Raw genomic sequence first — 14,051 nt, 5'->3', positions numbered from 1 at the left:
GGGCCTCGGTGACCGGGCCACCGCTGCTCCCGACGCAGCGCTAGTTGAACAGCAACTCGTGAACGTTGTTGGTGAACGCGTCCGGCGAGTGGGTGCCCTGGTGGAATTTCAGCAGAATGTCACAGACGGCGATGGTTGGCCCCTGCGGCGGGAAGAAGCTGGTGCCGTTGTCGCCCTGGATGACGTTGCTGTTGTTCACCACCAGCACCTTGTGCCCGACGTGGTCCTCGTGACGGTGACTGTGGTCGGGCATGTTGTCCAGCATCACCTCGCTGGTGTAGCCGAAGGCGGGCCAGCCGGCGGTGCCGTACAGGTCCGAGGTCCGAGGATCGTCACCGTGCTCGTGGCCGAAGTAGCAACCGCTCGGGTCCCGGGTCGGGTGCCAGGTCGGGTAGACCTTGCCGTCGGGGCCGTAGGTCCAGCACCGGGCGTGAATCTCGACCGAGCACTCCCCGACTCCCGGCAGGTAGCCCTTCTCGTTGGCGGTGGCGATCAGGTCGTACGCCCGGCTCTTGGGCGCGCTCGCCGGCGGCAACGCCGTACCCCAGGTCGGGTCGCCGGGTGGCGGCGGCGCGGTGGTCGGCGGTGGGCTGGTCGGCGGCGCGGTCGTGGGATCGGTGGGCGATCCCGTAGAGGTGGTGCCGTTGAGCGCGAAGCTGGTCGGGGCGGTGTTGCTACCGTTGGCGGAGTCAAACGGTCATGGCGACACCCGGTAAAATGATCTTGGGTGTCGAGTGATTGGGTGGTAGATGAGCGGGTCTTCTCCGTTGACGGTTGAGGAGCGAGAAACGATCTCGCGGGAGTTGATCCGGGGCGGTGATTCGACGTCAGCTCGGGCCATCGGAAGGCTGCTCGAGCGGCACCATTCGACGATCGCTCGGGAGATCGCGCGGAACGGCGGATCGTTGGATTACCGTGCGGTCGAGGCGCAGGCGCGTTGCGACGAGAATCGGCTACGGCCGAAGCCACGTAAGCTGGAATCTTCGCAGCGGTTGCATGACGCGGTCAACGACGGTTTCGCGGAGAAGTGGTCACCGCGGCAGATCGGCGAGAGGTTGCGTGTGGATCATCCTGATGACCCGGAGATGTGGGTGTCGCACGAGACCATCTACGAGTGCCTGTACCTCCAGGCGCGTGGGGAGCTGCGGACGCAGCTGAAGCTGGCTCTGCGGCGTGGTCGTACGCAGCGGGTGAACCGGTCGCGTCCTGCGGTGGCCAGGGGTTCTATCAAGGACATGGTGAACATCAGCGAGCGGCCGGTGGAGGCTGAGGACCGGGCCGTTCCCGGCTTCTGGGAGGGCGATCTGATTATCGGGAAGGGCAACAAGTCCCAGATCGCCACGCTGGTCGAGCGGACCACCCGTTTCGTCATGCTGGTGCGGATTCCGTTCGACCGTACCGCTGACCGGGTCGCTTTTCTGCTCGCGGCGAAGATGGAGACGTTGCCGGAGTTCATGCGTGGGAGTGTGACCTGGGATCAGGGGAAGGAGATGGCTCGGCACGCTGATTTCACGGTTCACACGGGGATGCCGGTGTATTTCTGTGACCCGCACTCGCCGTGGCAGCGTGGGAGCAACGAGAACACGAATGGTCTGCTCCGGCAGTATTTCCCGAAGGGTACGGATCTTTCCTTGCACACTCAGGAGGATCTTGATAGAGTCGCCGCAGAGTTGAATGGCAGACCGCGTCAGACGTTGAACTGGCTGAAGCCGATCGAGGTTTTCAACGATCTGGTTAAGAATGCAGTGTCGCCATGATTACTTGACTCCGCCTGTGTTAGCCCGTTGCCTGCGGAGTCCCTGCCGCCCCAACCGGCTGGCCTGATTCGCTGATCATGCCGAGTCGCGTAGCACCAACTTCGTGGGCAGGATGATGGACGGCGGTTCGTGCCCCGCGATGAGCTCGACGAGCATTCGGGTCATTTCTTTACCCAGAGCTTGGACCGACTGGTGAACGGTGGTCAACGGCGGATCGGTTCGTTCGGCTATGCCGAGGTTGTCGAAGCCCACCACCGCCACGTCGCCTGGAACCGACCGGCCAGCGTCGATGAGGACACGTAGAGCGCCTGCTGCGGCGTTGTCGCTGGCGGCGAAGACGGCGTCGAGGTCGGGGTGGCTGTCGAGCAGTGATCTCATCGCTGCGGCACCGCCGGTCTCTGTGAAGTCACCTTCCGCCGCCGCGTACGGGGTCAGCCCAGCCATGATCATTGCCTCCTCGTAGCCGCGGTGGCGAGCGAGGCCGACATCGGTGGACCTGGGGCCGGTTATGGTGACGATCCGGGTGCGGCCGAGGCCGATGAGATGTTCGGTGGCCAGTCGGGCGCCGCCGAGGTTGTCCGAGTCGACGTACCACTGTGGTTCGAAATTCAATGGCCGGCCGCCGTACACCGCGGGCAGGCCGGCCCGCCGCACGATGTGCGTCAGTGGATCATCGCCGTGCAGCGCCATCAGCATGATGCCGTCGACGCCGCGTGTGCGCAGCAGGTTGGTCAACCGGGACCGGCCCCGCCCGGAGCTGGCAAGGCACAGCAGCAGGTGAAGGTCGGTCTCCTCGAGCGCTGCGGACACGCCGACGATGACCTGGGCAAAGAACGGGTCGGCGAACAGTTCGGGATCGTCATGGGAGACCGCGAGCGCGACGATCCCCGTCCGTTGGGTGGCCAGGGCACGGGCGGTGCGGTTGGGGAGATAGCCCATCTCCTTGATGGCGCGCTCCACGGCGTCGCGGGTGGCGCGGCTGACGTATGGCGCCTTGTTGATGACCCGGGACGCGGCGGACCGTGACACGCCGGCGCGCTCAGCCACCTCGTCGAGGGTCGGTTGCCGCCTGGGCCTCTGTGCTGCCATCACGATGCCGAGTCCTTCCCGTCCGACGTCGGGGCAGCAGCTACCCGGCCGGTGCCGTTGTTGCTGACCGATCGTATCGGCCAGCATCGACGGCGTCGAGATAGCTTGCCGTCTTCGTCAGTCTGGAAGCGGTTCCAGAAACTCCCTGGAAAGGTGATCTTGCCGCGATGGCGACCACTCTTGACATCTGTCGGATGTTCTCCGAAAATCTGGATACTAGACATGGATGAACATCGCTGGAAGCGCTTCCAGTTCTACCGGAGGAGACCAGTTCATGACACGACGGACCCGTCCTTGGGGACTTGCCGCCGCCCTGGCGTTGGCGGTTTCCGCGATCCTGCTCGGGGCACCAACTGCGCATGCGGATCCGATCAGCCAGACCAGCGGCTTCTACGTCGACCCCAACTCCAGCCCGGCGAGGTGGGCGGCCGCGAACCCAGGCGACGGACGCGCCGCCGCCATCCGTACCGAGATCGCGCAGAAACCGATGGCCAGATGGTTCGGCAACTGGAGCGGCGACATCTGGAGCACGGTCAGTGGCTACGTGGGAGCCGCAGACGCTGTCGACAAGCTTCCGCTGCTGGTGGCCTACAACCTTCCCGGCCGGGACGCATGTGGCGGCCACTCCGGTGGTGGCGCCGGCAGCGTCGCTGCCTACGACTCATGGATCGCCTCCTTTGCCTCCGCCATCGGCAGCCGTCCGGCGGTAGTGGTCCTCGAACCAGACTCCCTGGGCGACTTCAGCTGCATGAGTCAGGCCCAGATCAACGACCGGGTGGGTATGCTCTCGCGCGCCGTCGGCCAGTTCCGGTCCAAGGCGCCCAACACCTGGGCCTACATCGACGCCGGCAATCCTGGCTGGGTCGACGCCCAGACGATGGCGCAGCGGCTCAACATGGCCGGTGTGGCCAACGCACGCGGCTTCGCGCTGAACGTCTCGAACTACTTCACCACCGGTGAGAACACCAACTACGGCAATCAGGTCGCCTCCGCTCTGCAGAGGTTCGGATACCGCAAGCCGTACGTTATCGACACCAGCCGCAATGGCAACGGCTCCAACGGTCAATGGTGCAACCCCGGCGGCCGCCGGATCGGGACGCCCACCCGGATGGGCGGCGGCGCTGAGATGCTGCTGTGGCTCAAGACACCGGGCGAGTCCGACGGCAACTGCGGGGTCGGCGGCGGGTCCAGCGCCGGGCAGTTCCTGCCCGAGGTGGCCTACAAGATGATCTTCGGTTACTAGCGTAGACAAGGCGAGCCTCGGCGTCGCACGCGGACGATGCCAGCCAGCCCTGCCCAAACCAACGGCGTCTCTCTGTGTCACGGCATCGTGACCAGAGAGGCCGCCGCTGACTGGTGAGCGAGAACGGCATGGGGGGCGGACTTGCCACGACGGGCATGGCTGCAGGGGACGGAGCAGTAGGAACAGGGTACGCAGCCTCCGTCAACAACGAGGCCACGGATCGCCCCGGGTAGATCCTTGCAGGCCCTGTGCACGCCGGGAGATCCCATTCGGCTCCCGCCGGATGCGGACGGCGGGTCGTAGCCGGCTCATGAGCGGTACAGCGGGTGGCCGCTCCCCGGTCACCGGTCGAGCGTACCGTTGCGCGCCGACAGCGACCGGGCAACGATGTCGAGGACGGCTGGGCGGTGCTCGTTGAGGAAGAAGTGCCCGCCGGTCATCGTGTGGACGGTGACGCCTGCAGTGGTGTGCCCTCGCCACGCGTCGGCCTCGTCCGGGGTGGTCGTCGGGTCGGCGGTGCCGGTCAGGACCGTCACCGGGGCGGAGATCGTGAGGCTGGGGGCGCACCGGTAGGTCTCGATCGCACGGTAGTCGTTGCGGATCGCCGGCAGCAGCAGCGACCGCATCTCCGGATCGGCGAAGACCCGGCTGTCGGAACCGTCGAGCGCCGTCAGTTCGGCGATGAGGCCGTCGTCGTTGAGGGTGTGTACGTGTTCGTCGCGCTGCCGGGACGGAGCGCGGCGGCCGGAGACGAAGAGCCTGCGAGGAGTGAGCCCCAGCCGGTCCTCCAGCCGTCGTACCACCTCGAAGGCGACCGTCGCGCCCATGCTGTGCCCGAAGAGGGAGACGTCGTCGCCAAGGTCGGGCAGGGCGGCGAGTGCCTGGAAGACTCCGTCCGCGAGGTCGGCGACGGAACCGGCGCAGGGCTCGTCGTGGCGCTCCATGCGGCCGGGGTACTGCACGGCGAGGACCGCGACGGTGGGGGCCAGGGCGGCCGAGTGCCGAAAGTAGAAGCTGGCGCTGCCACCGGCGTGCGGGAGGCAGACCAGGCGCGGCGCGTCCGCCGCCGCCGAGTGGTACCGGCGAATCCAGGCACCTGCGGTGATCGATGTCATAGGTGTCAGGATGCCGTCGGGGCTTCGCGGGCGCCAGTGCGCCAGCTAGTCGAGGCGCTCCGCCAGGACCTCCACGGCCAGGGCGGTGGCTGCGACCACGTCCGCCACCTGCTGCATGCTCACCGTGTCGGGGACATCGCCGGCCCGGTGGTAGTGCGGGTTGCGAAAGTTGGCCGTGTCTGTGATCTGGACCGCTGGCAGACCGGCGTCCCAGAACGGCAGGTGGTCGCTGCGCGCGAAGTGCTGGGTGAACGGCACGAAACGGCCGAGCAGCGGACCCAGTACCGGCAGGTCGGTGGGCGCGCGGAGCAGTACGGTGCCGGTCGGGCCGTTCAGCTGGGTCAGCGCGGCCGCGAACAGTGCCGCCATCGTCCGGCTGGACCGCTGGTAGAGCACGGCAGCGAAGTCCGCTCGCTGCCCGTTGCGCCGGATTCGCTTGATCTGCCCGGGGTAGAGCAGGTCGAGTCCGCGCGGCAGCTGCTGGCTGCCCGGCGCGGTGCTGGCGAATCCGAGCATCTCGAACACATAGGCGCTGACCACCTTCCGCCCGGCAACTGACATCTGCCGCACCAGGTGACGGGCACCGTGAAAGCCGAGCTCTTCGTGGTCGACTGCGACGAGCAGCACCGTTCGGCGGAATCGCGCCCCACCCAGCAGACGGGCCAGCTCCAGCAGTCCGACGACGCCGGTCCCGTTGTCATCGGCGCCGCCGGTGCCCGGGACCGTGTCGTGGTGGGCGAGGACCAGGATCGCGTCGGAGAGCTCGCCCTCCTTGACCGCGACGATGTTGACGCCGTTGATGTCCGTGCCGGTCAGGACATCCTCGTACCGCCCACTCGGCCCCCACTGGGCGACGTCCCGCGCGTGGAAGTGGTCGAGCCGTGCCGTCCATCCCGCCGCCGTGAAACGGTTCCGCAGATCGATGTCCAGTGCGGCACAGATGTCTGGGGTGAGCGCCCGTACCCGGGGTGCCGGAAGGGCTTCGAGCTCGCGGCCGAGCGCGTCGTCGTCGATAGCGGCGCGCAGCTTACGTACGCGTTCGGTCTGCGCGGGACCGAGAACGGGTAGGCGGGGTTCGGCTGTTCCAAAGATGATCAACCTTACATCGACAGGCGCAAGCGTATCCAGTTGACGGGGTATGTACTGCGCATAACATCGATGAAAACCTATCGATGGTGCGTTCGCTGTCTCTCCCTCGGACGATCCACCACGCCGCGCTGCCCGGTGCCACCCGTGCCGCACCACAGTGAGGTCGGTCCGGGGCGCCCTGTCGGTGTCGCCACCGGTGGGTTTCCCCGAACCGCCTCCCGAACCCGCCGTGCGCCTCACAACGCAACGGGCTCTCCACAAGCCCCGTCAGGTCACCTCGTTGTTCTCACCAGGCGGATGGCCATGGGCTGGGGATCTGCGCCCCGCGATATCGGTAGCGCGTGGTGGACACCTTCGCGGGGTTGAACAGCGATCCACGTTCCGTGACCGGCCACCAACCACCGCGGCAGTAGATGCGGCGGATGGTCTTCCAGTTGGCCTTGAAATGTTTGCGCCGCGCCCAGCGGATCACCGTCTTCCACGCATGGTGGGACAGGTATTGGAACGTGGCGCTGGACACTCCGGGCCGGAAGTATGCACACCAGCCTCGCAACACGGGATTCAGCTCCCGGAGCAGGGCTTCCAGTGGCATATTGACGTTCCTGCGGCAGATCGTCCGCACCTTGGTCACCACGGCCTGCACCGACTTCTTGGCCGGATAGGTGTAGACGTACCGCTGGGCAGTGCCCTTCTTCTGGTGACGCTGGATGCGCCAGCCGAGGAAGTCCAGCCCTTCGTCGATGTGCGTGATCTTCGTCTTCTCCACCGACAGGCGCAAACCCATCGGGGTGAGGGCTGCTGCCACCTGGTCGCGCAGGTCTTTCGCATGGTCGCGGTCACCCGCGACCAATACCAGGAAATCGTCGGCGTACCGGACCAGCCGGAAGTTCGCCTTCCCCTGACGTTTGCGTTTGGCCCGCTCGCCCTGGGCGGAGTTCGGCCCTCCTGGGGCCTGGGCGATATGCTCGTCTAGGATCCCCAGGGCGACGTTCGCCAGCAGCGGCGACAACACGCCCCCAACGCAATGGGTAACTTCGGGTTTGGTCACCCTGTGTTGCGGGTTGGTCGTGGTCTGCTTGGCTGGTGGAGCCTGGTGTGGGGGTGGGGATGCGGTGTCGGATGGTGATCTTCTCGGGTCCGACGAGGACGTCCTTGACGAGCAGTCTCAGGACGTGTTGGCGTTCTTCGACTTCGGCAGTGTTGGCCCGGTTGCGGAGCTGGGTGAGGAAGCCTTCGAGGTTGTCGGCGAGTTTGAGGTAGGCGTCGCGGTCGGCGGCCTGGGCGTTGAGGGCGTCGATCTGGACGCGTAGGCCGGTTTCGCGGGCTCGGAGGTCGGGCATTCGGGCGCGCAACTCGTCGATGGTGACGAGTTGTTCCTGGAATGCCTCGATCATGCGGGTGATCGCCGCCGTGGCTTTCGCGAGGGCGGCCTCGAGGCGTTTGCGCTGGTGGGTGACCGGGTCGGAGGTTCGGGCCTGCTCTAGGCCCGTCTTTCGCACATGCGGTTGAGTGACTTGCGTTGCGGGCGTGCGGCTGGTTCGTTGCTGATCCATGAGTAGATCTGGTGGGCCTCGACGGGTGGCGCGGCGGCCTCGGACGCGGGTCGCCGCGACGGGTCGGGTGGAGAAGCAGCTGGGGTCGCTGCCGGTCATCGCGGACTTCTCCCGCCGGTTGGACATCGCGGGTGTGGTGGACCGGGCCTGCCCGATACGGGAGGTCGCCTCCATCAGCCACGGGCAGGTCATCGAGGCGCTGATCGCGAACCGGCTGACCAGTCCGAAGGCGATGGTCGCCGTGGCCGACTGGGCCCACGCGTGGGCGGTGGAAGAGGTCTACGACATCGATCCCGACCTGCTCAACGACGACCGGCTGGGCCGGGCCCTGGACGCCCTCGCCGATCAGGCCGACCAGGTCGTCGGATCAATCGGCGCGACCGCGATCACGGCATTCGGCATCGACGTCACCCGCTGCCACTGGGACATGACCTCGATCTCGCTGTACGGCGCATACGACCACGTCGACGACGAGTACCCCACCCCTGCCTACGGCCACCCGAAAGACCGGCGCACCGACCTCAAACAGATCCAGGCCGGCCTCGCCGTCACCGCGGACGGCGCCGTCCCCGTCCTCAGCCGGACCTATGACGGCAACGCCGCCGAGATCGCCCAGGTCACCGACACCATGCGCGCTCTGCAAGCCCTGGCCACACCCCGCAACTTCCTGCTGGTCGGCGACTCGAAACTCATCTCCTACCCCAACGTCACCGCGATGACCACCGAGCAGGTCACCTTCATCGCGCCCCTGGCCGCGTCCCGGGTCCCCGACGGGCTGTTCGCCGGCCTCGACCCGTCCCGGGCCACGATCGTGGACTACGTCGCCGAACGCGACGAGGGCAGACCACACACCGAACGGTGCACCTACCGGGTCGACGAAGACACCATGGACCTGACCGGCCCCCGCAAGAAGGACCCGGTACACACCCTACGGCGGATCCTGGTGCACTCCACCGCCAACGCCACCGCCCAGGCCAAGGCCCGCGCGCTCAGACTCGCCCAGGCCCGCACCGAACTGGACACCCTCACCCGTACCGCCGGCACCCGCCACCACCGCACCATCGAGGCCGTCACCACCAAAGCCACCGCGATCGCCCGCCGCCGCCGCATCAGCGCACACCTGCACACCACGATCACCACCGACGACACCGGCAAACCGACGTTCGCCTGGACCTTCGACCAGGCAGCCCTCGACGCCGAAGCCGCCGCCGACGGCTGGTACGCCCTGCTGACCAACCTGCCCGCCGACATCGACGCCACCGACGTGTTCCTGCGCTACAAGGACCAACCCACCGTCGAACGCCGCTACAGCGAGTTCAAAGGCCCCCTCGCCGTCGCACCGATCTTCCTACGCAACAACCGCCGGATCACCGCCCTGATCACCGTGATCTGCCTGGCCCTGCTCATCTTCTGCCTCATCGAACGCGAAGTCCGCCGCAACCTCGCCCCCGACACCGAGATACGTGGCTTCTACATCAACGACCGCCGCCCACGAAAGCCCACCGGACGGCTCATCCTGCAAGCACTCGGCGAACTCCGACTCATCCCCGCGCCCCCGAACGAAGCAGCCACCATCCCCACACCCGGGCCTCTACAAACCCGACTCCTGCGACTACTCCACGTCGACCCCACCCAACCCCGCTGGCCATGACCAACGACCACCCAACCGCATGTGCGAAAGACGGGTCTAGGCGGCGGTCGATCTCGCCGCGGATCATGGTCGGGTCGGTGAGCAGGGCGCCGATGTGGTCCCAGACGACCTGGTCTAGGTAGTCGGCGCGGACCGGTTTGTTGGCGCAGACCCGGCCGCCTTCGTAGCGGTAGTCATCCGATCCGAGGCATCGATAGTAGAAGATCTTCTTCTTCGCGGTCGTGGTGGTGTTGGTCCGGTAGTAGGCGTATCCGCAGCCTGAACAGGCTGCCAGGCCCTGCAGCAGGGATGGGATCTTGGTGTTGCGGGCGGCGAAGCGCTTGTTGTCGACCAGCCGCCCGGCGACCCGTTCGAAGGTCTGCTCGTCGATTATCGCCGGGACGGCGATGGTGATCTGCTCGGCGAGGGGCCGGTCGACGACCTTGACCGCGCGTGGTGTGGCCCGGCCCTCAAGCCGGGCTCTGCGGTTCAGACCTGGGGATTCGTTGATCGTCATGGTTTTGCCGAAGACCGCCTGGCCTGCGTATGCGGGGTTGCGGAGCATGGCCCAGACGACCGAGCGGTCCCAGCGGGTCTTGCCCGTGCGTGTGGGCACGCCCTGTTCGGTGAGCCACCGGGTCAGGTCGGCGATGGAGGCGCCGTCGTCGGCGTAGCGGCGGAACAACTCGGCGACCAGCACCGCCTCGCCCTCGACGATGGCGTAGGCGGCGCCGGCATGGTCGCTCTTCTTGACGTAGCGGTAGCCGAACGGGGCGCCGCCCAGGACGTTGACAGATCCGGCCTTGGCCCGGTGCTGCTTCCCGCGGCGGCTGCGTTCGAGGATCTGCGCCTTCTCGTACTCGGCGAACATGCCCTGGAACTGCACCAGCAGGGCGTCCTCGGGGCTGTCCCCGCGAGGACCGTTGACGAACTCGACCCGGGTCCCGGCCCGGGAGAACTCCTCGATCAGCAGTGCCTGGTAGGCGAACTTGCGGGCCAGCCGGTCCGGCGAATAGCACAGGATCACATCCACCCCGACGCCGGCGACCAGGTCCCGCAGCCGCTCCAGGGCCGGACGGACCAGGGTCGCGCCGGAGTGTCCCTCGTCTTCGAACACCCACTCGGCGGGCACCTCAAGCCGATTCCGCTCGGCGTGCGCGCGCACCGCCGCGGTCTGCGACACGATCGTGTCGTCCTGCTTCTGCCGGGCCGAGGACACCCGGGCGTAGATCGCCGCGCTCGTCATCAAGGAAACTCCGTATCTCGGCGTCGCGACCAAGCCGGGCCCGCCGTTGGGGGACAAGAACCTGATAGGCGGCCGACACATCCGCCGCGCCGTGGCGGTCGAAGACGAACTCCGTCTCGACCACCCGGTCGCTCACCAGCGCGGACGCTGACTGCGACCCCGTTGAAGGAACTCGGTCAACGCCGAGGCGACCACCGCGGAGATCGTGACCCCGGACCGCGCCGCGTGGGACCGAGTCCCAGCGGCCACCGACACCGGCAGCTTCACCGTGAACACCACACTCGTCTCCGGCACCGCCACCCGGCCCGCCACCGCGCCACGATCGGCATACCGGCGCCCCTGACGCACCGACACCCCGAACCGCACGGCCAGCAACCGAGCCACCTCCGTGACCGAAACCCCGGCCTCGACAAGCTCGACAGCAGCGTTCACCCGCCCGGCGAACTCACCACCACCCACACGACGACCACCGGAAGCGACATCCACGTACTACCCAACGAGTCATCCACCACTTTGGATACGCCGAGGAAACTCCAACCTTCGATAACCCAGCGTCACATCGAAACAGAAGTTACCCATTGCGTTGGGGGCGTGAGGATCCCGCCCTGCGGAGTGCCGGTGTCGCTGCCTCGCAGCGCGCCGTCCTGCTCCAGGATGCCCGCCTTGAGAAACGTCTTCACCAGGCTCAGGACCCGCTTGTCTCCGATCCGGCCACGGACTCGGTCCATCAGAGCCGCGTGATCGATCATGTCGAAGCATGCCTCGATGTCACCCTCGACCACCCACTCGTAGTGATGGGAGGCGAAATGACGGCTCTCAGCGATCGCGTCATGAGCCCGACGCCCGGGACGGAACCCGTAGGAACACGGGAGGAAATCCGCCTCGAAAATCGGCTCCAGCACCAGCTTCAGGGACGCCTGCACCACCCGGTCCGCGACGGTCGGGATACCCAGACGACGCCGCTTGCCATTCGCCTTCGGGATCATCCGTTCCCGCACCGGAACCGGTCGGAAACTGCGGTCCTTGAGTTGCGACCGCAGCTGGGCAAGGAAACCCTCAACCCCCAAGCCCGCTTCGACCATCACGACGGTTCGGCCATCGATCCCAGCCGTACGGGCTCCCTTGTTACTCCGCACCCGATTCCACGCAACCAGCAAGAACGCGGAATCGGTGACGAGGTTGTGAGGTCGGACCGCAGCGCGGTGCCAGCGTTTCCGCTGGTCCGTTTCTGCGGCCCGCCTCCCGAACCGGACGTGCCCGTTGGCCGGGCATCCGGCTCTCCACAAGCTCGTTGAGCAACGTGTCGATCAGGTCGTGCTCGCCCATGGTGTCGGGATTGCCGCACCCCGGTAGCGGTATCGGGTCGTCCGCGTCCGTGCCGGGTTGACCTCGATCCGTCAGACGGTTTTGCTCCCTGCCTGGACCCTGATGGCTTATTCGGTGTAGGTCAGGCGGCGAGGGTGAAGTCGAGGCGTTGGAGGTGTGTTGTCCGGGTGCGGTCGAGGGGGTGTCCGGTCCAGTAGCTGTCGAGGCGGATGATGTTGATCGCGGTGGCCGTGAGGGTGTGTTCGAGTCTGGTCTTGGGCAGGCCTCGGTAACGGGCGGTACGGATCCCGGTGACATGGGTGCTTTGGCGCATGGTGCCCTCGACTCCGGCGCGGACGGCGTAGCGGGCCTTCCACTCGGAGGTGTTCTGCTGGATGCGGGCAGCGGTGAGGGCTTCGTGTAGGTCACGGGGGTGGATGGTGATCTGGCGGCGGGTGCCTCGGGTGCATTCCTGGCGGGTGGGGCAGGGCTGGCAGACGCTCTTCGGCCAGGACACCACGATGGTGTCGGTGTCGCGTTGTCGGCAGGGTGACCAGCTTGTGCTGGTGTTGCCCTGGGGACAGACGCCGTGGCGGGTGTCGAAGTCGAAGGTGAACGCCGCTTTGTCGTAGCCTCGCCCGGCGCGGGCCTGCGCGGACGGGTCGATCAGCATCGGGGAGGTCAGGGTGATCCCGTGCCGGCGGGCGGCGGGCGGCGGTGATCTCGGCGGACGGGTATCCGGAGTCGACGAGGTGCTCGGCGGGAGTCAGTGCCTTGTCGGCCAGTCGCTGGTGGATGATGGCGGTCATGGCCGAGTCCGGGACGGTCGCGGTGGTGGTGGCCACGTTCGTGATCAGGTTCGGGTGTTCTCCGCGTCCGGTTTCCCGGCCGGTGGTGCCGGTCGGTGGGTCGCAGGTCTCGGTGAAGTGGACCTTGTAGCCGCCCCAGCCGGTGTCGCGTTTGACGCTGTATCGGGCGTCCGGGTCGTATGGGGAGATGAGGCGGTCTCTGCCGGGCGGGACACCGTCCCCGTCCGGGGCGTGTTCCCGCCGTCGCGCCTCCTGCCCGGCGCCGTCGGTGTCGCGGTAGAACTGCTGGATCCAGATCAGGCGTAACGTCTGTGTCGCTGGGATCTGTGCCAGCCATTCCGGTGCGTCCGGGTGGTGCGCCGCGTCGAGCAGGTGGTAGCCGTCGATGCCGTAGCGGACCGTCAACTCGTCACGTCTGGTCTGGCTCTCGGGCAGGCGTAGGTTGTCGACGCGGGTGCCGTAGACGCCGGTCCAGGAATCGTCGATGACCGAGGTGAGCCAGTGCGGTGCCGCCGCGGCGAGGGCTTCCAACGCCGCCCGTAGTGTCTCTCCGGCCAGTTCGAGGCGGTTGAGGTCGCGGATCGCGCCGAGTACGTGGGTGGAATCGGTGCGTTGGCGGCCCCGGGCCTTGACCAGTCCGAGCCCGGCCAGGCGTCGCAGCAGGGCGTCCAGGGCCAGGCTGGTCAGGTCACCGGCGACCAGCCGGTCCCGGAACTCCGACAGGACGGTGGGGTCGAAACCCGGATCGTCGAGTTCCAGACCGAGGGCGTATTTCCAGGTGATTCGGTCCCGGACCGCGTCGGCGGCCTGACGGTCGGTCAGGTTCTCCGAGAACTGCAACACGCTGGCGGTCATCAACTGTGCCGGGGAGATCCCCGGCCGTCCCCGGAGCCCGAACGCCGCCGAGAACCGGGCGTCCTCGTACACCTGGCCGAGTTCGTCACGGATCCGCGTCGCCAGGTTCCCTTTCCGGAACGCCGCCCGCGCCATCCGCGCGGTCTGCTCCGGAACGTCTGGCCACGGCCTCGGTTGCATCGACATGACCACAACAACCCTACTGACCCACCGAAGGAGACGGGTACACGGCCGAATAAGCCATCAGGGTCGTCGTTGGCGGTTTCCTCCTCCCACCGCTCGTGGTAGCCGCCAGCTAGATGATCGATTCCAAGGGATACGGGGTAGCAAGCGGACGCGAGGGCATCCATGATCAACGTT

At 67.0% G+C, this 14,051-nt stretch carries 12 protein-coding genes and 1 pseudogene; 4 read left to right on the top strand and 9 right to left on the bottom strand.

The annotated features are described in order from the left end of the window. Nucleotides 1-40 precede the first annotated feature (40 nt). The gene (locus tag EDC02_RS07990) at nucleotides 41-535 is read right to left on the bottom strand and encodes a hypothetical protein (protein WP_123601393.1); all 495 of its coding nucleotides are present in this window, start codon (nucleotides 533-535) and stop codon (nucleotides 41-43) included. Between the two features lie 232 nt (nucleotides 536-767). On the opposite strand from EDC02_RS07990, the gene EDC02_RS07985 reads away from it, so the two are divergent. After that, entirely contained in the window at nucleotides 768-1,757 is a 990-nt protein-coding gene (locus EDC02_RS07985) for an IS30 family transposase (protein WP_199757543.1), read from the top strand. 75 nt (nucleotides 1,758-1,832) lie between these two features. Here the strand turns inward: EDC02_RS07985 and EDC02_RS07980 are convergent, their stop codons facing one another. Then, entirely contained in the window at nucleotides 1,833-2,846 is a 1,014-nt protein-coding gene (locus EDC02_RS07980) for a LacI family DNA-binding transcriptional regulator (RefSeq protein WP_199757542.1), read from the bottom strand. A 274-nt stretch (nucleotides 2,847-3,120) separates the two neighbouring features. Between EDC02_RS07980 and EDC02_RS07975 the strand changes: the two genes are divergently transcribed. Continuing rightward, complete coding sequence (locus EDC02_RS07975; protein ID WP_123601391.1) at nucleotides 3,121-4,089, top strand: glycoside hydrolase family 6 protein; 969 nt, start codon at nucleotides 3,121-3,123, stop codon at nucleotides 4,087-4,089. Between the two features lie 341 nt (nucleotides 4,090-4,430). Here EDC02_RS07975 and EDC02_RS07970 read toward each other — a convergent pair whose 3' ends face one another. From EDC02_RS07970 to EDC02_RS07960, 3 genes are all read right to left on the bottom strand, one after another. Next, nucleotides 4,431-5,204, bottom strand: a complete 774-nt coding sequence (locus tag EDC02_RS07970) for a thioesterase II family protein (RefSeq protein WP_123601390.1) — start codon at nucleotides 5,202-5,204, stop codon at nucleotides 4,431-4,433. A gap of 45 nt (nucleotides 5,205-5,249) precedes the next feature. Further along, on the bottom strand, nucleotides 5,250-6,302 hold the full coding sequence (locus EDC02_RS07965) for a M28 family peptidase (protein ID WP_158632093.1): 1,053 nt from the start codon (nucleotides 6,300-6,302) through the stop codon (nucleotides 5,250-5,252). Between the two features lie 277 nt (nucleotides 6,303-6,579). Next, nucleotides 6,580-7,305, bottom strand: coding sequence for a group II intron maturase-specific domain-containing protein (locus tag EDC02_RS07960; protein ID WP_199757541.1), 726 nt, complete (start codon nucleotides 7,303-7,305; stop codon nucleotides 6,580-6,582). A 100-nt stretch (nucleotides 7,306-7,405) separates the two neighbouring features. Here EDC02_RS07960 and EDC02_RS07955 point away from each other — a divergent pair, with 100 nt between their 5' ends. Both EDC02_RS07955 and EDC02_RS42525 read left to right on the top strand, forming a co-directional pair. Continuing rightward, on the top strand, nucleotides 7,406-7,603 hold the full coding sequence (locus EDC02_RS07955) for a hypothetical protein (protein ID WP_123601387.1): 198 nt from the start codon (nucleotides 7,406-7,408) through the stop codon (nucleotides 7,601-7,603). A 310-nt stretch (nucleotides 7,604-7,913) separates the two neighbouring features. Then, nucleotides 7,914-9,497: an IS1634 family transposase gene (locus EDC02_RS42525; RefSeq protein ID WP_123604387.1), complete on the top strand. Its 1,584-nt coding sequence runs from the start codon at nucleotides 7,914-7,916 to the stop codon at nucleotides 9,495-9,497. Here EDC02_RS42525 and EDC02_RS07945 read toward each other — a convergent pair. The 4 genes and pseudogenes from EDC02_RS07945 to EDC02_RS07930 all read right to left on the bottom strand — a co-directional run bounded on the left by EDC02_RS07945 (nucleotide 9,388) and on the right by EDC02_RS07930 (nucleotide 13,877). After that, nucleotides 9,388-10,722, bottom strand: a complete 1,335-nt coding sequence (locus EDC02_RS07945; protein ID WP_123601386.1) for a recombinase family protein — start codon at nucleotides 10,720-10,722, stop codon at nucleotides 9,388-9,390. The genes EDC02_RS42525 and EDC02_RS07945 overlap by 110 nt on opposite strands. Nucleotides 10,723-10,854: 132 nt before the next feature. After that, entirely contained in the window at nucleotides 10,855-11,097 is a 243-nt protein-coding gene (locus tag EDC02_RS07940; protein WP_199757540.1) for a hypothetical protein, read from the bottom strand. A 179-nt stretch (nucleotides 11,098-11,276) separates the two neighbouring features. Next, complete coding sequence (locus tag EDC02_RS07935; protein WP_233606358.1) at nucleotides 11,277-11,804, bottom strand: reverse transcriptase domain-containing protein; 528 nt, start codon at nucleotides 11,802-11,804, stop codon at nucleotides 11,277-11,279. 365 nt (nucleotides 11,805-12,169) lie between these two features. After that, a pseudogene (locus EDC02_RS07930) lies at nucleotides 12,170-13,877 on the bottom strand (IS1182 family transposase). Nucleotides 13,878-14,051 lie beyond the last annotated feature (174 nt).

Source organism: Micromonospora sp. Llam0 (genome assembly GCF_003751085.1).
In the GTDB taxonomy this organism is placed as follows: Bacteria; Actinomycetota; Actinomycetes; order Mycobacteriales; family Micromonosporaceae; genus Micromonospora_E.
Note: the sequence above shows the minus strand (reverse complement) of the source record. Positions and strands in the feature narration are given on the sequence as shown.

Bases quoted from the DNA above. Each gene is read 5' to 3' on its own strand.
- EDC02_RS07980 (WP_199757542.1), bottom strand. From the start codon at position 2,846: ATGGCAGCACAGAGGCCCAGGCGGCAACCGACCCTCGACGAGGTGGCT.
- EDC02_RS07975 (WP_123601391.1), top strand. From the start codon at position 3,121: ATGACACGACGGACCCGTCCTTGGGGACTTGCCGCCGCCCTGGCGTTG.
- EDC02_RS07970 (WP_123601390.1), bottom strand. From the start codon at position 5,204: ATGACATCGATCACCGCAGGTGCCTGGATTCGCCGGTACCACTCGGCG.
- EDC02_RS07945 (WP_123601386.1), bottom strand. From the start codon at position 10,722: ATGACGAGCGCGGCGATCTACGCCCGGGTGTCCTCGGCCCGGCAGAAG.
- EDC02_RS07935 (WP_233606358.1), bottom strand. From the start codon at position 11,804: ATGGTCGAAGCGGGCTTGGGGGTTGAGGGTTTCCTTGCCCAGCTGCGG.